The following is a 22,399-nucleotide window of genomic DNA, read 5'->3' as shown; positions in this document are numbered from 1 at the left end:
CAGTCGAAAGAAACGGAAACCTCATGTCACGCATCATCATCCAACCCTCCGGAAAGTCCGTGGAATGCAAGGACAGCGACACGGTCCTGATGGCCCTGGAGAAGGCCGGCTACGCGCTGCCCAACAACTGCCGCGCCGGCGCTTGCGGCGAATGCAAGGTCCGGGTCCTGGAAGGCCAGTATGACCAGGGAATGGTGCTGGACATGGCCCTGTCGGCCGAGGAGCGCCGCCAGGGCTACGGCCTGATGTGCATGGCCAAGCCGATTTCCGACGAGATGGTGATCGAATGGGGCACGGCCGATGCGCGGCCGAAGCTGTTTCCGCCCCGGGAAGGCGCACTGTTCGTCCTGATCGAGCGCCGCGAGGTGGCCCGGCGCACCCTGGAGATCCGCCTGCGCCCGGTGGGCCAGCCGATCCGTTACTGGCCGGGCCAGTATGTCACCCTGGGCGACGAGCGCACCGACATTCCCCGGCGGGCCTATTCGATCGCCAACGCGCCCCGGCCCGATGGCGAGATCACCCTGCAGGTCGCGCGCGCCGATGACGGGGTCACCAGCGCCTGGATTCACGACACCCTGCGGGTCGGAGACAGCGTCAAGATCAATGGCGCCTACGGCACGTTCATCGGCGATCCGTCCGCGGAAACCCCGGTGCTCTGCCTGGCGGCGGGCACGGGGCTGGCGCCGATCCTGGACCTGGCCGAGGCCGCGCTGCGGCGCGGCTACCGCAAGAAGGTGGACCTGATCTTCTCGGCGCGCACCGCCGAAGACGTCTATGGCCAGGGCATGATGGCCTGGTGGCGCACCAAACATCGCAATTTCGACTATAAAATAACCCTCACGCGCGAACAGCGGGAAGGCTACCTGGAGGGCCATATCGACACGATCCTGCCCGGCCTGTATCCCGATCTGTCCGCGCACAGTATTTTCATCGCAGGCAGCCCGGGATTCGTGGACGCCTGTGTCGCGGCGGTCAAATCTCTGGGCGCGAAGGACGAACTCATCCACAAGGAAGGATTCTTCGCCATCCAGAATGTCCGATCCGAAGGCCGCCAATCCTGAAACCCATGTCCTGACCGCCTTGATCCCCGCCATCCAGCATCGCATCGACCGTTTTCGCCAACAGCAGCGGGTGCGCGCGGGTTCGCTGATCATGTCGGTCTTCGGCGATGCCGTGCTGCCGCGCGGTGGGCGGATCTGGCTGGGCAGCCTGATCCAGCTGCTCGAACCTTTGGGCCTGAACGAGCGCCTGGTGCGCACGTCGGTGTTCCGCCTCGGCAAGGAAAAGTGGCTGCGGGCCGACACGCACGGGCGCCGGGCGGAATACGTGCTGACCGACTCGGGGCGCCTGCGCTTCGAGGAAGCTTCGCGCCACATCTATTCGTCCCACGCGCCGATCTGGGACCGCCGCTGGCGCCTGATCCTGGTCGTCGGCGAGCTCGACGCCCGGCAGCGGGACCGCCTGCGCCAGGCCCTGCTGTGGCAGGGCTTCGGCAGCCTGGGGAGCGATTGCTTCGTGCACCCCTCGACGCACCTGGAAGCCGTCTATGATGCGCTGGAGGCCGACGGCCTGGGCGACATGCTGGGCAGCCTGCTGCCCCTGCTGGCCGCCGACGCGCGCATCACCCTGACGGCGTCCGACGCCGACCTGGTGGCCCGCGCCTGGAACCTGGAGCGCCTGGCCGAGTCCTATGCCGCCTTCGTGGCCGACTACCTGCCGATCCTGGCCGAACTGCGGCGCGACCGCCGGGTCCGCCTGGAGCCCGAGGAAGCCTTCCTGACGCGGGTGCTGATGATCCACGATTACCGCCGCCTGCTGCTGCGCGATCCGGAACTGCCGGAAGTCCTGCTGCCGCCGGACTGGCCCGGGCAGTCCGCGCGCATGGTGTGCCGCGAGCTGTACCGCCGCCTGGCCGAGCCGTCCGAATGGCATCTGGACGCCCACATGCGGCTGGCCGACGGCACGGTGCCCGAGCGCCTGGAAGACGGCTTCGAGCGCTTTCCCTCCGACGATCCGCTGGTCTCGATCTCGCTCTGATGCCAGCGCCGGCCGGCGCCGCGTCCGGGCCTCCCGGCCGGGCAGGACGATTTTTCGCGCTTTGATGATACAAATTTGAAGCAAACAGCAGGATTTGCGTGTTGTTCGGGATCGCCTCGATCCAGAGGCTGGTCCGATGAATCGATCAGTTGATCCCGGCCAAGAGTTGATGGTTTTCCCGAATAGGTGTGGGTTATTCATCAGCCGCTATTGATCGGGCCAGCCAAGTCCTCTATGTTTTCTTCGATACCAAATCCGATATTTAAAAAATGGATTTGTAATACATCGGGATCGAAATCCTTCCGCAGCGTGCGGAACGGCGCCGAATCCTGGCGAGGAGACATGCCGTGCATGCGGAGTTTCTGCAGTTCCTGTTTTCGGGCCTGACCGTCGGAGCGACCTACGCCCTGGCCGCCCTGGGCTTCAACCTGATCTACAACGCCAGCCACGTGATCAATTTCGCCCAGGGCGAATTCATCATGCTGGGCGGCATGCTGGCGGTGTTCTTCACCCAGGCGGGTCTGCACTGGGCGCCCGCCTTCGCGCTGGCCGTGCTGCTGCCGGCCCTCGTCGGGGTGCTGCTCGAAAAGTGCGCCATCGAGCCGGTCAAGGACGCCGACACGGTCACCCTGATCATCATCACCATCGGCGCCTCGCTGGTGTTGCGCGGCCTGATCCAGGTCTGGCTGGGCAAGGGCGCCCACAGCCTGCCGCCGTTTTCCGACCACGCGCCCCTGTCGCTCCTGGGCGCGACGCTGCAGCCCCAGAGCTTCTGGGTGTTCGGCGTGACGGCCTTGGTGGTGGCGCTGCTCTGGTATTTCTTCAGCCGCACGTTGGCGGGCAAGGCCATGCTGGCCACGGCCTACAACCGGGTTGCCGCGCAACTGGTGGGCGTCAGCACCGGCTGGGTTCTGCTCATGAGCTTCGCCCTGGCGGCCGCGCTCGGCGCGCTCGGCGGCATCCTCATCACGCCGATCACGCTGACGTCCTACGATGTGGGCATCATGCTGGGCTTGAAGGGCTTCGTGGCGGCGGTGGTCGGCGGCCTGGGCAGCGGCCTGGGCGCGGTGGTCGGCGGTCTGCTGGTCGGCGTGCTGGAAGCCATGGGGGCGGGCTATGTCTCGTCGGCGTACAAGGACGCCATCCCCTTCGTGCTGATTCTGCTGATCCTGTTCTTCATGCCGCGCGGCCTGTTCGGCGGCCTCTCCACGGAGCGGGTGTGACCATGCGCGGACGTTCCCTCATCGGCCTGGCCGTCCTGGCCCTGGCGCTGGTCGCGGCGCCCTTCCTGGCGCCCAACAGCTATTACCTGGACATTGTCATCCGCATGTGCATCAATGCCGTGATCGTCCTCAGCCTGAACCTGCTGATCGGCTACGCGGGCCAGATCAGCCTGGGCCACGCCGGCTTCGTGGGCCTGGGGGCCTACGCCTCGGCGGTGCTGCCCAGCCATTTCGGCTGGCACCCGCTGCTGGCCCTGGCGGCCGGTGCCGCGGGCACCGGGCTGCTGGCGCTGCTGGTCGCGCGGCCGATCCTGCGCCTCAAGGGGCATTACCTGGCCATGGCGACGCTGGGCCTGGGCATCATCATCAACATCGTGATCCGCAACGAGGCCGCCTGGACCGGGGGACCGGACGGCATGCCGGTGCCGTCCATGGAACTGTTCGGCTACGAACTCGTGCGCGACACACAGTGGTACTGGGTGGTGGCCGCCCTCCTGCTGCTGAGCGTGTGGGGCGCGCTGAATCTGATCGATTCCCCGTTCGGCCGCGCCCTGCGGGGCCTGCACGGCTCCGAGATCGCCTCCCAGGTCGTGGGGGTGGACGTGCCGCGCTACAAGACCGCCGTGTTCGTGCTGTCGGCCGTCGTCGCCAGCGTCATGGGCAGCGTCATGGCGCACTACGTCGGTTTCGTGACGCCGGAGGTCGCCAACTTCTTCCATTCGATCGAACTGGTCACCATGGTCGTGGTGGGCGGCATGGCGTCGGTCTTCGGTTCGGTGCTGGGGGCCGTGCTGCTGACGGCGCTGCCGCAGGCCCTGGCGACTTTCGAGGGCTGGGAGATCGTCGTCTTCGGGGCGATCCTGATGCTGTGCATGATCTTCCTGCCGCGCGGCCTGGTGCCGACGCTGGCGGCCCGACTGCGCGTGGGGGACTGACGCCATGACCCTGCTCGAAGTCGATCGTCTGTCCATTCAGTTCGGCAACGTCCGTGCTGTCCAGGATGTCAGCTTTGCCGTGGACGAGGGCATCGTGTATTCCGTCATCGGCCCCAATGGCGCAGGCAAGACGACCCTGTTCAACCTGATCACCGGCGTCTACCGGCCCACGGCGGGCGTCGTCCGCCTGGACGGCCGGGAGATCCAGGGCCGCACGCCTTACGAACTGGCCCGCCGGGGGATGGCGCGCACCTTCCAGAACCTGCAGGTCTGGATGAACATGAGCGCCCTGGAAAATGTCATGGTTGGTGCCCACCTGCACCTGGACGGCAGCCTGTTCAAGGCGCTGCTGCGCACGCCGGGCCTGCGGCGCCGCGACCAGGCGCTGCGCGAGGAAGCGGCCGGTCTGATGGCATTCGTCGGTCTGGAATCCTATGTCCGCTCGCGCGCCGACAGCATGCCCTACGGGGCGCTCAAGCGCCTGGAGATCGCCCGGGCGCTGGCCATGAGACCGCGCCTGCTGTTCCTGGACGAGCCGGCCGCCGGGCTCAATCCCAAGGAAACCCAGGAAGTCGACGCCCTGGTGCGCCGGATCGCCGGGACCGGCGTCACCGTCGTCCTGGTCGAGCACGACATGAAGATGGTCATGAACCTGTCGGACCGGATCCTGGTGCTGGACTACGGCAAGCGGCTGGCCGAAGGCTCGGGGCCGGAAGTCCGCGGCAATCCGGACGTGATCGCGGCCTACCTGGGCGGCCACGCCTGATCGGGGACATCATGCACGCACTGGACATCATTCAGGAAGAACACCGCAATCTCTGGCGCATCGCCACCACCATGGACTGGGTGGCCGGGGAACTGCAGGCGGGCGAGCCGGTCGAGGAAGGCTTTTTCCATGCCTTGTTCGACTACATCCAGGAATTCATGGACGGCTGCCATCACGCCAAGGAAGACCAGTACCTGTTTCTGGCGTTGCGGCGGCGCGCCCCGGAGGCCGCCGCGCCCATCCTGGACGCCCTGGAGGCGGAGCATCGCCAGGGTCCCGAAAGTCTGCGCAACCTGCGCCGCTTCCTGGGGCGCGGGGGCCCGCTGGCGGAGCAGCCTGCCTTCATCGAAGGCCTGCGCCGTTACGCGGATCAGCTCAAGCGGCACATCCGGACCGAGGAAAAGGACGCCTTCCCCCTGGCGCGCGAGGTTCTCCAGCCCGAGGACTGGGCCGGCATCGCCGCCGCCTTCTCCGATCACCGCGATCCTTTGTTCGGCGAGCAGGCCCGCGCCGAATATCGCGAGCTTTACCACCGCATCGTGTCGCTCGCCCCGGAAACGATCGGCCTGGGAGGCAGCCAGGCGGGGGGATTCGGGCATCTGGCGGCGGCCGCGCGCGAGCCGCTGCTCGAGGTCAGGGATCTCGAGTCCTGTTACGGACGCATCCAGGCGCTCAAGGGCATCAGCCTGGATGTCTTCAAGGGCGAGCTCGTGGCTCTGGTCGGTGCCAACGGGGCGGGCAAGACCACTTTCCTGCGCACACTGTCCGGCATCCAGCCCATGAGCGCCGGGCGGATCCGCTTCGCGGGGCGGGATCTGTCCCGGGTGCGGGCGGATCGGCGGGTGCGGGCCGGCATCTGTCACAGTCCCGAGGGCCGGCAGGTCTTCGGGCCTTTGTCGATCGAGGACAATCTGCGCCTGGGCGCCTATCTGCGGCCCGCCGGCCAGGTGGACGAGGATCTGGAGCGCGTCTATGCGATGTTCCCCGTCCTGCGCGAAAAACGCCGTCTGCCCGCCGGGACGCTGTCCGGGGGGCAGCAGCAGATGCTGGCCATCAGCCGCGCCCTGATGGGGAGGCCGCGCCTGCTGCTGCTCGACGAGCCGTCCATGGGCCTGGCGCCCTTGCTGGTCGAGGAGGTCTTCAACGTCATCCGCACGCTCAAGGCCCAGGGCATCACCATCCTGCTGGTCGAGCAGAACGCCTTCGCCGCGCTCGGCATCGCCGACCGCGCCTACGTCCTGGAAACCGGCCACATCGTGCTCTCGGGCACCGGCCAGGACATGATCCGCAACGAACAGGTGCGCGCCGCGTACCTGGGCATGTGAAACACCAAGAGGAATCCGTCATGAGCAAGCAATTCGCATCCGTCGCCGACCTGGAGGAAAAGAAGGCCACCTTCGCCCGTCTGTCCGAGCACTGCTGGTCCTACACAGCCGAAGGCGATCCCAACACCGGCGTCGTCATCGGCGACGAGGCCGTCCTGATCTGCGACACGCTCGCCACGCCGGTGATGGCGCGGCGGTTGATCGCGGAAATCCGCAAGGTCACCGACAAGCCCATCAAGTACGCCGTGCTGTCGCACTACCATGCCGTGCGGGTGCTGGGCGCTTCGGCCTACCGCGACGAGGGTCTGCAGGAAGTCATCGCCAGCCAGGGCACCTACGAGATGATCGTGGAGCGCGGCGCGCAGGACATGCAGTCCGAATACGAACGCTTTCCGCGCCTGTTCCAGGCCTTCGAGTCCATCCCGGGCCTGACCTGGCCGACGCTGGTCTTCCGGGACGGCATCAGCCTGTGGATGGGGCGCGACCTGGAGGTCCGCGTCTTTCACCCCGGCGCGGGCCATACCCGGGGCGATACCGTGGTGTGGGTGCCGTCCGAAAAAGTCCTGTTCTCCGGCGACCTGGTCGAATACGACGCCGCCTGCTATACCGGCGACGCCCAGCTGGCCGACTGGCCGGCCACCCTGGACGCGCTGGCCGCCCTGGGCGCCGAGAAGCTGGTGCCGGGGCGTGGTCCGGCGCTGGATACTCCCGATCGGGTCGCCGCGGGCCTGGCCTATACGCGCGATTTCGTGTCCACGCTGTATGCGTCCGCCCGCGAGGCGCATGCGCAGGGGATGGACCTGAAGCGGGCCATGGCGCACATCCGCCGCGCCATGGATCCGAAGTTCGCCCAGGTCTTCATCTACGAGCATTGCCTGCCCTTCGACGTGGTCCGGGCCATGGACGAGGCCGGCGGCATCCGCCATCCGCGCATCTGGACGGCCGAGCGCGACCGGGAAATGTGGCACGGCCTGCAAGAGGGGAACTGATCGCGCGGCGGGCATCGCGGCCTCTAGTGTCCTGTCTGGCCAATCTGAATACACGAACTGGCCAGACAGGGCACTAGACCGCAGCCCGCGCCGGTCCGGAGGAGACATAGACATGCTCAGCACCTATCAGTATCAGAAATTCGAATACCGTCCGCCGCGCGAGCTGGGGTCGGGCACGCCCGTCCGCCATCCGGTGGTGGTCGTGGGCGCCGGCCCGGTCGGCCTGGCGGCCGCCATCGACCTCGCCCAGCAGAATGTGCCCGTGCTGCTGCTCGACGACGACGACACTGTTTCAGTGGGTTCGCGCGGGGTCTGCTACGCCAAGCGTGCCCTGGAGGTGCTGGATCGCCTGGGGGTGGCCGACCCCTGTGTGGACAAGGGCGTCAGCTGGAACGTGGGGCGCACCTTCTTTCGCAATGAAGAGGTCTACAGCTTCAATCTGCTGCCCCAGCCCGACCATCACCGGCCGGGCATGATCAATCTGCAGCAGTACTACCTGGAAGAATTTCTGGTGAAGCGGGCCCGGTCCTTGCCATCTCTGGACCTGCGGTTCCGCAACAAGGTCATGTCCGTGCGCGCGCGCGACGACGGCGTCGAGTTGCAGGTCGAGACGCCCGATGGCGTCTATCCGGTCGAGGCCGACTGGCTCATCGTGGCCGACGGCGCCCGCAGCGCCATCCGCCGCATGATGGGCCTGGAGGCCGAGGGCAAGATCTTCATGGACCGCTTCCTGATCGCCGACGTGGTCATGAAGGCCGATTTTCCCGCCGAGCGCTGGTTCTGGTTCGACCCTCCCTTTCACCCCGGCCAGTCGGTCCTGCTGCATCATCAGGCCGACAATGTCTGGCGCATCGATTTCCAGCTCGGCTGGGATGCCGACCCGGAAGAAGAGAAGCGCCCGGAACGGGTCATTCCGCGCATCAAGGCCATGCTGGGCGAGGAGCACGAATTCGAACTCGAGTGGGTCAGCGTCTATACCTTCCAGTGCCGGCGCATGAGCAGGTTCCGCCATGGCCGTGCCCTGTTCGTCGGCGACGCGGCCCACCAGGTGTCGCCCTTCGGCGCGCGCGGCGCCAATTCGGGCATCCAGGACACGGACAACCTGGTCTGGAAGCTGCGGCTGGTGATGGATGGCAAGGCTCCCGACCGCCTGCTGGACACGTATTCCGACGAGCGGATTGTCGCCGCCGACGAGAACCTGCTGAATTCCACGCGGTCCACCGATTTCATCACGCCCAAGACGAAGACCTCGCTGGCCTTCCGCAACGCGGTGCTGGGGCTGGCGCGCCACTATCCCTTCGCCCGGGCGCTGGTGAACTCGGGCCGCTTGTCGGTGCCGGCGATCCTGGCCGATTCTCCCCTGAACACGCCCGACGAGGCCGCGTTCGCCGGGGACATGGTGCCCGGCGCGGCCTGCGACGACAGTCCCATGCGGGCCCAGGTGGACCATTTCTGGCTGCTGGAGCGCCTGGGCAACCGTTTCCAGCTGCTGGTCTACGTGGATAAGCCGGGCGATGTCGGCGCCCAGGCCGACGCCCTGCAGTCGCTGATGTCCGGCGCCCTGCCCGTGGACGTCATTCTCGTGACGCCGGCGGGCGGGCGCTCGCCGCACGGCTTCCGGGTCTTCGAGGACTACACCGGGCGCTTCGCCGAGCGCTACGACGCCCGGCCGGGATCGGCCTGGCTGATCCGCCCCGACCAGCACGTCGCGGCCCGCTGGCGCGTTCTGGATGCCGGGCGGGTCCGCCAGGCGCTGGCCCGCGCCACCTGCAATCAGGAATGAATGCCATGGGACTGAACCTGAACCTGAATTTCGGCGAACCCGGCCGCCGCTATGCGCGCGCCTACACCCCCGGCGACGATTTCTACGAGGCGCTGATCGACATGCACCGGGATCTCAGCGATGAGCAGAGCGCGCAGGCCAACGCCCGCCTGATCCTGCTGCTGGCCAACCACATCGGCGATCTGTCGGTCCTGCGCGAGGCCATGGCGATTGCGCGTCAGGACCTGTGATCACGGGCGCGCCGTCAGGCGCGGGACGGCAGCATGCGGCGCAGGGTGTCGTCCCTGCTGATGTAGTGGTGCTTCAACGCGGCCAGGGCATGCAGGCCGATCAGGGCATATCCGACGTTGGCGATCAGCTTGTGGGTGTCGATCACGGCGCCGCCCAGGGCCTTGTCCACGCCGGTCAGGGCGGGCAGCGCGATGCCCCAGGCCCTGACCGTGCCGCCGAAGGAATTGATGCCGAACCAGACCAGGAGGGGCAGAGCGATCAGCATCGCGTACAGCGCCACGTGCATCAAGCCGGCGCCGGCCCGTTCCCAGGCGGCGGGCGCCGGGGTGATGGCGGGACTGTGCTGGAACAGGCGCGTCGCCAGGCGGGCCAAGGTCAGCGCCAGGATGGTGAGGCCGCACGAGGCGTGCATCATCTTCATGAAGGCGCGCTCGGGGCTGTCCTTGGGGAACAGGCCCTTGAATTCCATCATGGCGTAGACCACGATGATCAGGAGCAGGGTGAGCCAGTGCAGGCTGATGGACAGGCGGCTGTAGCGGGCGGGTGCGGACATGGGTGGCGCGGATTCCGTGGAGCGGTTTGCAATGGCGCCATGATCGCCCGCGCCGCATGAACCGAAGATGAACGCGGGCGGATACGCGGCCGGGGTCGCGCGGGCGCGTCGGCTCAGGCGCGCGCCCAGCCTCGGCGGATCGGCCAGGCGAAGACCAGGCGGTAGGCGGGCTCGATGCCGCGCCGCAGGGCGGGGATCAGCGCGCCGCGCAGCGGCAGTCCGATGCCCGCGGCCACCAGGCCCGTCAGCAGGGCGCCGGCCATGTCCAGCGGGAAATGGATGCCCAGGTAGATGCGCGCCCAGGCGATCGGCAGCGCGGCCAGGGCCAGGATCCAGGCGGCCTTGCGCCGGGCCGGATGCAGGGCCAGACCCGCGCAGACCGCCCAGGCGAAGCTCAGGTGGTTGCTGGGAAACGAGGCGGTCGGCGCGTGGGGGATGTACTGGTGCCCCAGGCCGACGACGAAGGGACGCGGGTGGAACCAGGCCTTGGCGATCGCCCAGGACAGCAGCATGGCGATGGCCGCGCTGATGGCTGCCTGCAGCAGGGCGTCGCGTCCGGCGGCGTCGGCCCGCAGCCAGCTCAGTCCCAGGTACACGGGGAACAGGTAGATCAGGCCGTTGGCCAGGACGCGGCTCAGCAGCAGGGCGGCGGCCGAGGGGTGGCTGGCATTGATCCAGAGGAACAGGGTGTCGTTCAGGGCTTCCATGCGGACGGATGGACGGTGTGTCGGGGAGGGCAGCATAGCATCGGCCCACCCCGGGCGGCGTATCCGGATGAAAAAGAGGCCCCCACGCTGCGCAGCCTGCGGCTGCTTGCTGCCCCCCGAGGGGGCGTTTTTCGCCTTGGGGCGGCCCGGCGGCGAAAAGGCCCCCACGCTGCGCAGCCTGCGGCTGCTTGCTGCCCCCCGAGGGGGCGTTTTTCGCCTTGGGGCGGCCCGGCGGCGAAAAGGCTCCCCACGTTGCGCAGCCTGCGGCTGCTTGCCGCCCCCCGAGGGGGCGTTTTTCGCCTTGGGGCGGCCCGGCGGCGAAAAGGCCCCCACGCTGCGCAGCCTTTGGTGGCTTGCCGCCCCTACAAGAGAGACGTTTTGCGGGCGGGCGGTCGGTGGTCTCCCGGCGCGTGGCCGGTGCCGGCGACGAAGACGGACTGCTGGTCGGAATTGCCGGCGGTCAGGTGGTTGAACATCAGGTTCAGGGTGATGGCCATGATGGCGGCCGAGCTGATGCCGGAGTGGAAGATCGTCGCGACCCAGGCCGGGAAATGGGCGTAGAAATGGGGCGCCGCGATTGGGGATCATGCCGAAGCCGACGGAGGTCGCCACGATGATCAGGTTCATGTTGTTCTCGTAATCGACCCGGGCCAGGGTGCGGATGCCGCTGGCGGCGACGGTGCCGAACAGCACCAGGCCGGCGCCGCCCAGCACCGCCGTGGGCACGGCGGCGATGAAGCGGCCGATCACCGGCAGCAGGCCCAGCGCCAGCAGAATCAGGCCGCTGGTGGCGACGACGTGGCGGCTCTTGACGCCGGTGACGGCGACCAGGCCCACGTTCTGGGCGAAGGCGCTTTGCGTGAAAGAGCCGAAGACGGGCGCCACCACGCTGGAGATCATGTCGGCGCGCAGTCCGTCGCCCAGGCGATGCGAATCGATTCGGGTGTCGATGATGTCGCCCACGGCCAGGATGTCGGCCGAGGTCTCCACCAGCACCACCAGGATGACGATGAACATGGATACGATCGCGGCGGGGTGGAATTCGGGCCAGCCGAAGTGGAACAGGGTCGGCAGGGCGAAGGCCGGGCCGTCGGACGCCCGGGAAAAATCGGTCATGCCGGCGGCCCAGGCGATGATCGTGCCCAGCACCATGGCCAGCAGGATCGACAGGCGCGAAATGGTCGCGTTGCCCAGCTTGCTGAGCAGCAGCACGATGAGCAGGGTGGCGGCGGCCAGGCCGATGTTGGCCATGCTGCCGAAGCCGTCCGCCTTGGGATTGCCGCCCATCGACCAGTGTGCGGCCACCGGCATCAGCGACAGGCCGATGGTGGTGATGACCGACCCCGTCACCAGCGGCGGGAAGAATCGGATGATGCGGGAAAAGACCGGGGTGATCAGCAGGCCGATCAGGGCCGCCGCCATGACGGCGCCGAAGACCGACGGCAGGCCGCCGCCGGCCGTCAGGATGGCGACGATGGTGGCCACGCTGGCGAAGGACACACCCTGGACCAGCGGCAGCTGGCAGCCGAAGAACGGGATGCCCAGCGTCTGCAGCAGAGTGGCCAGGCCGCCCATGAACAGGCAGGAGGCGATCAGCACGCCGATTTCCGCGCCGTCCAGGCCGGCGGCCTGGCCGACGATCAGCGGTACGGCGATGATGCCGCCATACATGGTCAGGACATGCTGGAACCCGTACATCAGGTTGGCAGTCAGCCCGAGGGCTTCGTCTTCGGGGCGCTGCGGCGCGGTGCGGGCGGGTGTGTTCAATGCGGTCTCCATCCTCTTCGTGGACCGGATGCGGCGCGGGCCTGGGCGGCGGGCGGATCCGGCGGCGTGGCCTCCGGTGGGGGCCGGGGCTGATGCGTGAGGCTCGATGGCCTTATTGTGAACCTCGGGTTCGGGTTCCGGATCGCGGCCCTTTCATACTGCCCATCTTCATGTATTTATTCGGGATTCTGTCCATTGGTGTTTTCTCTAGGGAGCCTCTGGATAAGTCGAGCGGTAAGCAGACGCTGCGGGAATGGACTGTTTATGAGGGGATATCATTTAGAATCCCTGCTTTTAAAGCATGAGCGAGCGGGGCCAGGATGGATGAAGGGCGGGCGGCGTCGACCGCATGGCAGTCTCCGGGGGCCGGCATGCCGGACTTCTTCGAAGCCACGCCCATGGCCTTGTGGCTGGAGGACTACAGCGCGCTGCACGCGCAGTTCATCCGCTGGCGCGCCGAGGGCGTCACGGACCTGCGGTCCTGGCTGCTTCAGGACCGCGACCGGCTGAGGCATTGCGCCAGCCTGATCCGCATCCTGCGCGTCAATCGCCAGACGCTGGCCCTGTTCGGCGCCCGCTCCGAGCCGGAATTGATGAGCCGGCTGGCCGACGTGCTGCGCGACGACACGTTCGAGGGGCTGGCGGGGGAGCTCGATCAGCTCTGGCTCGGCCGGGGCGGCTTCCAGAGCCAGACGGTGAATTACTCGCTGCCCGGACGGCGCCTGGACCTGTCCCTGAAGGGCGTGGTGCTTGCCGATGAACATCAGCCCTGGGATCGGGTCCTGGTCGCGATGGAGGACGTCACTCCGTTGCAGGAAGCCCGGCGCCGCGCCCAGGACAGTGCGCGCGACGCCCGTGAATTCTTCCAGCAGGCGCCCGTTTCCCTGTGGGTCGAGGATTTCAGCGCCATCAAGCGCCTGTTCGACGAACTGCGCGAGCAGGGCATCAGCGACTTCCGCACGTTCCTGGACGTGCACCCCGATTTCATCGACCGCTGCCTCCAGGAAATCCGCGTCCTCGACGTCAACGACTACACCCTGGGGCTGTTCAAGGCGGAATCACGAGACCAGCTGATCGAGCGGATGAGCGATGTCTTCCGCGAGGAATCCCGCGCCACCTTCGCCGAGCAGCTGATCGACCTGTGGAATGGCCGGTTCTTCCACCAGAGAGAAGTCCAGAACCACACCCTGGCGGGCGATCTCCTGCATGTCCATCTGCAGCTGTCGGTCTTCCAGGGACACGAGGAAGACTGGAGCCTGGTGCTGGTTTCCCTGACCGACATCACCGCTCGCAAGAAGGCCGAGGCCTATCTGGAATACCTGGGCAAGCACGACGTGCTGACCCAGTTGAAGAACCGCTCCTATTTCGTTGACGAGCTGGGTCGTCTGCAGCGCAAGCGGGTGCCGCTGGCATCCTTCATCGCCCTGGATCTGAATAACCTCAAGCAGGCCAACGACGAGGGCGGCCACGCGGTGGGCGACGACCTGCTGCGCCGTTTCGGCGAAGTCCTGAACAAGGCGATCGATCGTCCCGGGCAGGCCGCCCGCATCGGCGGCGACGAGTTTGTGGTGATGCTGCCCGGCCATGACGAGGTGGCGACCCGCAAGGTACTGGACAACATTCATTCCCTGATCGAGCTGAACAACCAGTACTACGGCGGCATTCCGCTGAGCGTCTCGGCCGGCGAAGCCACCTGCCGCGACTCGGCCGCGCTGGAGCAGGCCCTGAGGGATGCCGACCGGGCGCTGTACGAAGACAAGCGCCGCTACTACACCACCCACGAGCGGCGCCACTGATCCGGGCCGGCATCCGGCCGGATCGCGTCGGAGGTTCGCCTTGCCGTGCAACCGCACTGTCTTCGGTTTCCCGCCTCGTGCTCCGTCCGAATACGGGTCCGTGTATCGCGTCGCCGTCCGCCGTATGGATCAGGCGGCGCGCGACAGCGGGCTGACCGTGACCAGCCCGGGCTGGTCGACGGCTTCCAGGATACGGCGCACGCGGTCCTGCCAGATATTCGCGAAATCCCGCTTTTCCGCGTCGTCGGCGCGGCCGGCCAGGATCTTCTGCAGCATCGGCATGGCGGCCGGAGAGCCCGGCACACCCTGGGCGCTGAAGGACACCGCTACCCGGTCTCCCGTGTCGCGGCGCGCGAAGACGATTTCGCCCGGGACGTCGCCCCCGAAATGCAGCAGGTCGCGCCGGTCGTGCCGGCCGGCCAGTCCCTTGAAACCCGTGTCGGTGGTAGCGCCGGTGACGAGGCTGACCACGTTGGCGATGACGCCGGTGACACCGCCGGTCGCGTCGTCGGCGAAGGTGACGTCGATGTCGCCGCGTTGTGGCGGGGCGTCGGGATACAGGGCTCGCAGCGCGCGCACCGTCATCAGCCAGGCGCCGGCCACGGTGGGGCAGGAGTGGCCGGCCAGGCGCACGGCGTCTTCGTAACCGTATTCGATCAGGCCGTCGTCGGACGCGCCCAGCAGTTGCACGAGCGGGTCATGCAGCGCGATGCGGGGGGCCTGGGCGAAGAATGCGGGAAATGCCATGGGATGCGCTCCGGAAAAACAGGAATCGCTGCAGTGTAGGCCGGTGCGCCGGGAAAACCGCGCTTAACCCTGGACGGCGTCCGGTCGTTGGCGATGGACGCGTCCCGCAAGCCCCTTCATCTCCCGGGGTGGAGGGTGGCCGTGCGCGCGAGGGGGTGTAAGATGGACCGGATCAGCGGCCCCGTGGCGGAGGTCCCCCCCCCGGCGGCCCGTATTCGAACCGACAGGAGGACATGTCATGGCACACCCCAACAGCTTCGGCGCGCGCGCAACCCTGGATGTGGGGGGCAAGTCCTACCGCATCTGGCGGCTGGACGCCCTGAAGGACCACGGGCTCGATCCGGGCCGTCTGCCCTACGGTCTGAAGATCCTGCTGGAAAACCTGCTGCGCACCGAGGACGGTGTCGCCGTCCGGGCCGACGAGATCCGCGCCCTGGCCGGCTGGGATCCCGATGCCGAGCCCAGCCGCGAAATCGCCTTCACGCCGGCGCGGGTCGTGCTGCAGGATTTCACCGGGGTGCCCGCGCTGGTGGACCTGGCCGCCATGCGCGACGCCATGCGGGCGCTGGGGGGCCAGCCCGACCGTATCAATCCCCTTGCGCCGGTGGAGCTGGTCATCGATCACTCGGTAATCGTCGACGACTTCGGCCACAACCAGTCCTTCCGTCGCAATCAGGAAATCGAATACCGGCGCAACGTCGAGCGCTACAAGTTCCTGCGCTGGGGTCAGACCGCCTTCGATAATTTCCGCGTCGTGCCGCCGGACACCGGTATCGTCCACCAGGTCAACCTGGAGCACCTGGCGCGCGGCGTGTTCACGCGCGAGGCCGACGGCGTGACCGAAGCCTATCCCGACACCTGTGTGGGCACGGATTCGCACACGCCCATGGTCAACGGCCTGGGGGTGGTCGCCTGGGGGGTCGGCGGAATCGAGGCCGAGGCCGCCATGCTGGGCCAGCCCATCTCGATGCTGATCCCGCGCGTGGTCGGCTTCAAGTTGTCCGGCGCCCTGCCGGAAGGCACCACCGCCACCGACCTGGTGCTGACCATCACCGACATGCTGCGCAAGCACGGCGTGGTGGGCAAGTTCGTCGAATTCTATGGTCCGGGCGTCGCCGCCGTGCCGCTGGCCAACCGCGCCACCATCGGCAACATGAGCCCGGAATACGGCTCCACCATCTCCATTTTCCCGATCGACGAGGAAACGCTGGCCTACCTGCGCTTCACCGGCCGCCCCGCCGGGCAGGTCGCCCTGGTCGAGGCCTACGCCAAGGCTCAGGGCCTGTGGCACGATCCCGCGCACGAACCGCTGTATTCCGAACGCCTGGAACTGGACCTGGGCACCGTGGTGCCCTCCATCGCCGGCCCCAAGCGGCCCCAGGACCGGATCGTGCTGACCGACGCCAAGCCCGCGCTCGCCAGGTCTCTGGCCGCGCTGCCCGGTGCGCCGAAGTCCAATCCGGCCGTCGTGCGCCTGCCGGAGGCGGGCGAGTTCCCGATCGACCACGGCGCCGTGGTCATCGCGGCCATCACCTCGTGTACCAACACCAGCAATCCGGCCGTCATGATGGCGGCCGGATTGCTGGCAAAGAAGGCCGTGGAACGCGGGCTGCGTCGCAAGCCCTGGGTCAAGACCAGCCTCGCGCCGGGATCCCGCGTGGTCACCGACTACTATGAAAAGGCCGGCCTGACGGCCTACCTGGACCAGTTGGGCTTCAACCTGGTCGGCTACGGCTGCACCACCTGCATCGGCAATTCGGGTCCCCTGATCCCCGAAGTCTCCGAGGCCGTGCGCGCCAACGACCTGGCGGTCGTGTCGGTGCTGTCGGGCAACCGCAACTTCGAAGGCCGCATCCACTCCGAGGTCAAGCTCAACTACCTGATGTCCCCGCCGCTGGTGGTGGCCTACGCGCTGGCCGGCACCATGGACATCGACCTGCTCAACGACCCCCTTGGCCGGGACGCCGACGGGCGGGACGTCCGCTTGCGCGACCTCTGGCCGACGTCCGAGGAAGTCCAGGATGCGATCCGGTCCTGCATCTCCTCCGACATGTACACGCGCGGCTATTCCAGCGTGTTCGACGGCGGCGAGCTCTGGCGCGACCTGGACACCCCCGAAGGCAGTCTGTTTCACTGGGAAGCAGACTCCACCTACGTGCGCAACCCGCCCTATTTCCAGGACATGCCCCGCCAGCCGCGGCCCGTGGACGACATCCGCGGCGCGCGGGTGCTGGCGATGCTGGGCGATTCGGTCACCACCGACCACATCAGCCCGGCCGGCTCCATCGGCAAGGATACGCCCGCCGGCCAGTACCTGCGCGCGCACGGGGTCGAGCCGCAGGACTTCAATTCGCTGGGGTCGCGGCGCGGCAACCACGAAGTCATGATCCGCGGCACCTTCGCCAACGTGCGCCTGCGCAACCAGATCGCTCCCGGCACCGAGGGCGGCTGGACGCGCGACTTCACCCGCGAGGGGGCGCCCGTCTGCACGATCTTCGAGGCCTCGCGGAACTACCTGGCGGCGGGGACGTCGCTGGTGATCCTGGCCGGCAAGGAATACGGTTCCGGTTCTTCGCGCGACTGGGCGGCCAAGGGCACTGTGCTGCTGGGCGTGCGCGCGGTGATCGCCGAATCCTACGAACGCATCCACCGTTCCAACCTGATCGGCATGGGCGTGCTGCCGCTGCAGTTTCCCTCGGGCCAGAATGCGGCCTCCCTGGGGATCCGCGGCAAGGAAACCTTCGAGATCACCGGAGTGGAGGCTTTCAACGACGGTGTCACGCCCAGGACCGTGCGCGTGCGGGCGGGCGATATCGAATTCGACGCCGTGGTGCGCATCGACACTCCGACCGAGGCCGCCTACTACCGCCACGGCGGCATTCTGCAGTACGCCCTGCGGCAACTGCTGGAATAGCGGCGCGGGCTGTGCGGCGCGCCCGGACGGCCGTCCGGGCGCGCCGCCGTCTTGTCTACAATGCGGGCTTCGGTCCGCATTTTTTTGCCGTGGGGCCGGCTTTCTTCTCCGGTCGACGCATGAATTCATCTCCTTCCGCCTCATGGGGCGCCCTGCTGCGGGGCCGCAATGGCCTGCGCTCCCTCGCTCTGGCGGGCGGCGTGGCCGTGCATGCGGTCAACATGTTCATCGCCACCACCATCCTGCCCTCGGTCGTCCGGGACATCGGCGGTCTGCCCTGGTATGCCTGGAACACCACGCTGTTCGTGGCGGCCTCGATCATGGGATCCTCGTGCGCGCCTCTGGGCATCCGTGGATACGGCCTGAGGCGCACCTTTCTGCTGGCCCTGCTCGTATTCATGGCGGGGACCGTGATTTGCGGGCTGGCGCCCAGCATGCCCTGGCTGCTGTGCGGCCGGGTGGGGCAGGGCCTGGGCGGCGGCATGCTGCTCAGCCTGAGCTATGCGACCGTCCCCCTGGTGTTCGACCAGGCACTGTGGTCTCGGGCCATGGCGCTGATCTCCGGTATGTGGGGCGTGGCCACCTTGTCGGGGCCGGCCATCGGCGGCCTGTTCGCCGAATCCGGGCACTGGCGCTGGGCATTCTGGGCCGTGCTGCCAGTGTGCATGCTGCTGGGCGTCTTGCTGGTGACGCAGCTCGACTCGGAAGGCCGGGACCGTGGTGCCCGGCGGGAGGCGCCGTTGCTGCGCATGGGCTTGCTGGTCGCTTCCGTGCTGGTGGTGTCGGCGGCCAGTCTGTACACCTCCTGGGTCGTCCAGGCCGCCGGCGTGGCGGGCGGCCTGCTGCTGGCCTTCTGGCTGGCGCGTCTGGACGGCCGGGCGCGCCAGCGGTTCCTGCCCGAGGGCGCCTGGTCGCTGAACCATCCGCTGGGCCGCCGCTACGCCATGATCGGCCTGTTGAGCATCGGCGTGACGACGGAAGTCTTCGTGCCCTATTTTCTCCAGGTCCTGCACGGGCAATCGCCGCTTTACGCGGGCTATCTGTCGGCGCTGATGTCGGCCGGCTGGACGCTGGGCACCCTGATCAGTTCCGGTCGCGGGGCCTCCAGCGCCGGCCGTCTGCTGGCGCTGGGACCGATCCTGTCGGCGGCGTCCCTGGCGGGGCTCTACGTCCTCATGCCCGATCCGGCGGCGCCGGCGGCATCGCTGGCCGCGCTGCTGCTGGGTGTGGGCGTGGGCGTCGGCTTGTGCTGGCCTCACTTGCTGACCGGCGTGTTCCGGGCCGCGCCGCCGGACCAGCAGAATATCGCTTCGGCGGCGATCACGACTCTGCAGTTATACGCGATCGCCCTGGGCGCCAGCGTGGCGGGCATGGTCGCCAATGCCGCCGGGTTCACGGACCCGGGCGGCTGGCGGGGCGCGCGGCAGGCCGCCTGGGCAGTCTACGGCGTGTTCGCCGTCGCGCCGGCCCTGGCGATCCGTCTGGGATGGCGGGCGCGCCGCGACGGAGTCTAGTGATTCGGGGGCGCCGGCCGGGCCCGGCCGGTTTCACTTCAGCAGGTGGAACGTCTCGGGATCGGGGCCGAGGCGGCCATCGGCGCGGTCCATGGCGGCGATCCGTGTCATGGCGGTCTCGTCCAGGTGCAGGTTCCACAGATTGAAGTTTTCCTGGATCCGTTCCGGATTCGAGGATTTCGGGATGACCATGTGGCCCATCTGGATGTGCCAGCGCAGGATCACCTGGGCCGGGCTGGCCCGCAACTGGTGGGCCAGCTCCAGGATCGCCGGATCCCGCAGCGACTGGCCCTGGCCGAGCGGGCTCCAGGCCTCGGTGCGGATGTCGTGGTCCTCGTGATAGGCGCGCAGTTCGGCCTGCTGGAAATGAGGGTGCAGCTCGATCTGGTTGACCACCGGCAGCACGCCGGTGCCGTCCAGCAGCCTCTGCAGATGGCCCGGCTGGAAATTGCAGACGCCGATCGACCGGGCGCGGCCCTCGTCGCGCAACTGGATCAGGGCTTCCCAGGTTTCCAGGTAGCGCCTTTCCTTGGGAACCGGCCAATGGATCAGGAACAGGTCGACATAGTCGAGTCCCAGCCGGTCCAGGCTTTCCTGGAACGCGGTCTTGGTACTATCGTGACCATGCCGGTCGTTCCAGACCTTGGTGGCCACGAACAGATCCTCGCGCGGGATACCGCACCGGGCGATGCCGCGGCCGACCTCGGCCTCGTTGCCGTAGATGGCGGCGGTGTCGATGGAACGGTAGCCGGCTTCGACGGCGGCCTGGATCGCCGGGACGACGGCGTCGCCGGTCAGTTTCCAGGTACCCAGGCCCAGTTGGGGCGCGCGGCGGCCATCATGAAACGTGAGATAGGGTTGATTGGTGGACATGCGGGTCTCCGGTGTGGGCAGCGTCCGGCTGGCCGGCGAACGGCCGGCCGGCGATGAACGAATCTTTGGAGTCAGTCAAATGAGTGTACATAGTCAGGCGCAGCGCGTCACGGTGCCCCAGCTTGTTTCTTTCAAGGGCGGGCGCAAGATCGCGGCGCTGACCGCCTACATCGCGCCGATCGCCCGTCTGCTGGACGATGCCGTGGACATGCTGCTGGTGGGTGATTCCACGGCCATGGTCGGCTATGCGCTGCCCGACACGCTGTCGATCACGGTGGAGACGATGTCCGCGCACACCGCCGCCGTGGTCCGGGCCACCCGGCATGCCTGCGTGATCGCCGACATGCCCTTCGGCAGCTACCAGCAGTCCCCGGCCCAGGCCTTCGCCAATGCCGCGACCCTGCTGGCGGCCGGCGGCGCATCCGGCGTCAAGCTCGAAGGCGGCCAGGCCCTGGCCGACACCACCCGGTTCCTGGTGGAGCGAGGCATCCCGGTGCTGGCCCATGTGGGACTCATGCCCCAGTACGTCAACACCATGGGCGGCTTCAAGGCCCAGGGCATGACCGAGGCCGCCGCCCGCCGCATTCTGGATGATGCCCGGGCGCACGCCGAGGCCGGGGCGTTCGGCGTGGTGCTGGAGGGCATCAGCGAGCCCCTGGCGCGCGAGATCACGGCGGCACTGTCGATCCCCACCATCGGCATCGGGGCATCGCCCGCGTGCGACGGCCAGATCCTGGTGACGGAGGACATCCTTGGCCTGAGCGGCGACAGGATTCCGAAATTCGCCCGGTGTTTCGCCGATGCGGGGCAGGTGATACGCCAGGCGGCCCAGGATTACGCCCAATCCGTGCGGGAAGAGACCTTTCCCACGCTAGCTCATTGCTTTGGGGTGCGACCCGAGAGGTAATATTCATAAACAGTCTTTTCTAGATATTTCGCCCGGGCCGATATCGGCTGATCAGGCGGTTTTTGCCGTCGGTCCGCTCCGAAGCGGAAACGTCCTTTCGGGTGGATGAGCCAGGACACGGTGGAGTCCCGCGGACTATGCCGTGCCTGACGAATCCGGGCAGCATGCAAGCTGCGAGGTGGACGCAAGCTGAAGGCGCGGAGTGGGGGCTTCAATTTTTGGTGTGGGTAGGGACGATCCGCATCGGGTGCCATGGAAATACGCCAACTCGAGGCCCTGAACGCCATCGTGACCAGCGGCAGCGTCACGGCGGCCGGCCGCATGCTGGGTCGTTCCCAGCCCGTCGTCAGCCGCCAGATCAGCGACCTGGAGGCCGAACTGGGTTTCATGCTGTTCGCCCGCACCCGGCCCGCCATCACCCTGACCGAGCAGGGGATCGAGTTCTACCAGGAAGTGCGCGGCATCCTGGCCGACCTGCACCAGCTGGAATCGCGAGTCCAGGGCATGCGCAGCGGCCAGGTCCGGCCTCTGCGGATCCAGGCTTCCGTCGATCTCGCCCGCAGCCTGTTGCCTGAGGTCCTGGCCAGGATGGATCGTTTCAGCCCCGTCTTCCGCCAGAAGCTCATCATCGAGGAAGTCGTCCACGAGGCGCCTTCCAGCGCCCTCGCGGAGGGGAGGGCGGATTTCGCGCTCATCAATCTGCCGGTCGATGCCGAGGCCCTGCGCGTGCATTGGTGCGGCCAGGCGCCCTGCCTGCTGGCGCTGCCCGCCGCGCATCCGCTGGTGTCCCGGGACACGATCCAGCTCGAAGACGTCCGCAATACCGACGTCATCACGCTGCTCAGCCGCTATCGCATGCGCTATCACCTCACCAGCAGCCTGGCACAGGCCACGGCGGGCGAGGACCGGCGTCATATCGAAGTCGGCAGCCAGCAGACGGCGCTGTCCCTGGTGCGGCTCGGCCTGGGTGTGGCGCTGATCGATCCGTTCTCGATCCGGGGCGCCCAGCTCGAGGGGATCGTGCTGCGGCCCATCCAGACCGACATCGCCTATATGATCGGCGTCGTCTCCCAGGCGACGCACGAACTGCCGGAAGGCGCCCTGCGCCTGATCCAGGGGCTGCATCTGCATGTCCAGAGCAGCATCCCCCACTATGTCGATACCGATCCCAGCGGCTTGCGCCCGGGGGTTTCCCGCAAGACCGAGATCCTGCGCTCGGCCTGAACCCCCGCCGCGCCTCGGCGCCGGAGGCGGTTTCCGGCACCGGGCGGCCGCGCGCGCCGATGCCGGCGCCTGGCTTGTGCGATGATGTCGGGTCTTCTTCATGCGGCA

At 67.7% G+C, this 22,399-nt stretch carries 19 protein-coding genes and 1 pseudogene; 15 read left to right on the top strand and 5 right to left on the bottom strand.

Features of this window, described 5'->3' with window-relative positions:
• Window positions 1–23 precede the first annotated feature (23 nt).
• Window positions 24–1,061: a 2Fe-2S iron-sulfur cluster-binding protein gene (locus ACTPOE_RS15935; RefSeq protein ID WP_458873208.1), complete on the top strand. Its 1,038-nt coding sequence runs from the start codon at window positions 24–26 to the stop codon at window positions 1,059–1,061.
• On the top strand, window positions 1,033–2,037 hold the full coding sequence (paaX, locus tag ACTPOE_RS15930) for a phenylacetic acid degradation operon negative regulatory protein PaaX (RefSeq protein WP_458873207.1): 1,005 nt from the start codon (window positions 1,033–1,035) through the stop codon (window positions 2,035–2,037). The genes ACTPOE_RS15935 and paaX overlap by 29 nt, the downstream gene beginning before the upstream one ends.
• A gap of 200 nt (window positions 2,038–2,237) precedes the next feature.
• Here the strand turns inward: paaX and ACTPOE_RS15925 are convergent, their stop codons facing one another.
• On the bottom strand, window positions 2,238–2,390 hold the full coding sequence (locus tag ACTPOE_RS15925; RefSeq protein ID WP_458873206.1) for a hypothetical protein: 153 nt from the start codon (window positions 2,388–2,390) through the stop codon (window positions 2,238–2,240).
• On the opposite strand from ACTPOE_RS15925, the gene ACTPOE_RS15920 reads away from it, so the two are divergent.
• The 8 genes and pseudogenes from ACTPOE_RS15920 (at window position 2,385) to ACTPOE_RS15885 (ending at window position 9,288) form a co-directional block, all read left to right on the top strand.
• Entirely contained in the window at window positions 2,385–3,260 is an 876-nt protein-coding gene (locus ACTPOE_RS15920; protein ID WP_458873205.1) for a branched-chain amino acid ABC transporter permease, read from the top strand. The genes ACTPOE_RS15925 and ACTPOE_RS15920 overlap by 6 nt on opposite strands.
• 2 nt (window positions 3,261–3,262) lie before the next feature.
• Window positions 3,263–4,195 (top strand): branched-chain amino acid ABC transporter permease, encoded by a 933-nt coding sequence (locus tag ACTPOE_RS15915; protein WP_458873204.1) that lies wholly within the window; start codon window positions 3,263–3,265, stop codon window positions 4,193–4,195.
• Window positions 4,196–4,199: 4 nt separating this feature from the next.
• Complete coding sequence (locus tag ACTPOE_RS15910; RefSeq protein ID WP_458873203.1) at window positions 4,200–4,961, top strand: ABC transporter ATP-binding protein; 762 nt, start codon at window positions 4,200–4,202, stop codon at window positions 4,959–4,961.
• Window positions 4,962–4,972: 11 nt separating this feature from the next.
• Window positions 4,973–5,371, top strand: a pseudogene (locus ACTPOE_RS15905) (hemerythrin domain-containing protein); the annotation flags it as partial.
• A 213-nt stretch (window positions 5,372–5,584) separates the two neighbouring features.
• Window positions 5,585–6,286, top strand: a complete 702-nt coding sequence (locus ACTPOE_RS15900) for an ABC transporter ATP-binding protein (RefSeq protein WP_458873514.1) — start codon at window positions 5,585–5,587, stop codon at window positions 6,284–6,286.
• A 20-nt stretch (window positions 6,287–6,306) separates the two neighbouring features.
• On the top strand, window positions 6,307–7,275 hold the full coding sequence (locus ACTPOE_RS15895) for an MBL fold metallo-hydrolase (RefSeq protein WP_458873202.1): 969 nt from the start codon (window positions 6,307–6,309) through the stop codon (window positions 7,273–7,275).
• Between the two features lie 112 nt (window positions 7,276–7,387).
• A complete protein-coding gene (locus ACTPOE_RS15890; protein WP_458873201.1) occupies window positions 7,388–9,058 on the top strand; it encodes an FAD-dependent oxidoreductase in 1,671 nt (556 codons plus the stop codon).
• A gap of 5 nt (window positions 9,059–9,063) precedes the next feature.
• Window positions 9,064–9,288 carry a DUF2783 domain-containing protein gene (locus ACTPOE_RS15885; RefSeq protein ID WP_416246394.1) on the top strand — a complete coding sequence of 75 codons (225 nt, stop codon included), beginning with the start codon at window positions 9,064–9,066 and terminating at the stop codon, window positions 9,286–9,288.
• A 14-nt stretch (window positions 9,289–9,302) separates the two neighbouring features.
• Here the strand turns inward: ACTPOE_RS15885 and ACTPOE_RS15880 are convergent, their stop codons facing one another.
• Window positions 9,303–9,842, bottom strand: a complete 540-nt coding sequence (locus ACTPOE_RS15880) for a cytochrome b (protein WP_458873200.1) — start codon at window positions 9,840–9,842, stop codon at window positions 9,303–9,305.
• A 113-nt stretch (window positions 9,843–9,955) separates the two neighbouring features.
• Complete coding sequence (locus ACTPOE_RS15875; protein WP_458873199.1) at window positions 9,956–12,316, bottom strand: solute carrier family 23 protein; 2,361 nt, start codon at window positions 12,314–12,316, stop codon at window positions 9,956–9,958.
• A 371-nt stretch (window positions 12,317–12,687) separates the two neighbouring features.
• Between ACTPOE_RS15875 and ACTPOE_RS15870 the strand changes: the two genes are divergently transcribed.
• Window positions 12,688–14,112 (top strand): sensor domain-containing diguanylate cyclase, encoded by a 1,425-nt coding sequence (locus ACTPOE_RS15870; RefSeq protein ID WP_458873198.1) that lies wholly within the window; start codon window positions 12,688–12,690, stop codon window positions 14,110–14,112.
• Window positions 14,113–14,241: 129 nt separating this feature from the next.
• On the opposite strand, the gene ACTPOE_RS15865 is transcribed toward ACTPOE_RS15870, so the two are convergent.
• Complete coding sequence (locus tag ACTPOE_RS15865) at window positions 14,242–14,859, bottom strand: FmdE family protein (RefSeq protein ID WP_458873197.1); 618 nt, start codon at window positions 14,857–14,859, stop codon at window positions 14,242–14,244.
• A 238-nt stretch (window positions 14,860–15,097) separates the two neighbouring features.
• Here ACTPOE_RS15865 and acnA point away from each other — a divergent pair, with 238 nt between their 5' ends.
• Both acnA and ACTPOE_RS15855 read left to right on the top strand, forming a co-directional pair.
• Window positions 15,098–17,773 (top strand): aconitate hydratase AcnA, encoded by a 2,676-nt coding sequence (acnA, locus tag ACTPOE_RS15860; protein ID WP_458873196.1) that lies wholly within the window; start codon window positions 15,098–15,100, stop codon window positions 17,771–17,773.
• Window positions 17,774–17,892: 119 nt separating this feature from the next.
• On the top strand, window positions 17,893–19,287 hold the full coding sequence (locus ACTPOE_RS15855; protein WP_458873195.1) for an MFS transporter: 1,395 nt from the start codon (window positions 17,893–17,895) through the stop codon (window positions 19,285–19,287).
• A gap of 33 nt (window positions 19,288–19,320) precedes the next feature.
• Here ACTPOE_RS15855 and ACTPOE_RS15850 read toward each other — a convergent pair whose 3' ends face one another.
• Window positions 19,321–20,160 carry an aldo/keto reductase gene (locus tag ACTPOE_RS15850; RefSeq protein WP_458873194.1) on the bottom strand — a complete coding sequence of 280 codons (840 nt, stop codon included), beginning with the start codon at window positions 20,158–20,160 and terminating at the stop codon, window positions 19,321–19,323.
• Between the two features lie 79 nt (window positions 20,161–20,239).
• On the opposite strand from ACTPOE_RS15850, the gene panB reads away from it, so the two are divergent.
• Complete coding sequence (gene panB, locus ACTPOE_RS15845) at window positions 20,240–21,067, top strand: 3-methyl-2-oxobutanoate hydroxymethyltransferase (RefSeq protein ID WP_458873193.1); 828 nt, start codon at window positions 20,240–20,242, stop codon at window positions 21,065–21,067.
• A gap of 252 nt (window positions 21,068–21,319) precedes the next feature.
• On the top strand, window positions 21,320–22,291 hold the full coding sequence (locus tag ACTPOE_RS15840; RefSeq protein WP_458873192.1) for a LysR family transcriptional regulator: 972 nt from the start codon (window positions 21,320–21,322) through the stop codon (window positions 22,289–22,291).
• Window positions 22,292–22,399 lie beyond the last annotated feature (108 nt).

The organism is Castellaniella sp. WN, from assembly GCF_054457555.1.
The sequence above is the reverse complement of the archived record's forward strand: the minus strand, read 5'-3'. Positions and strand labels throughout refer to the sequence as shown.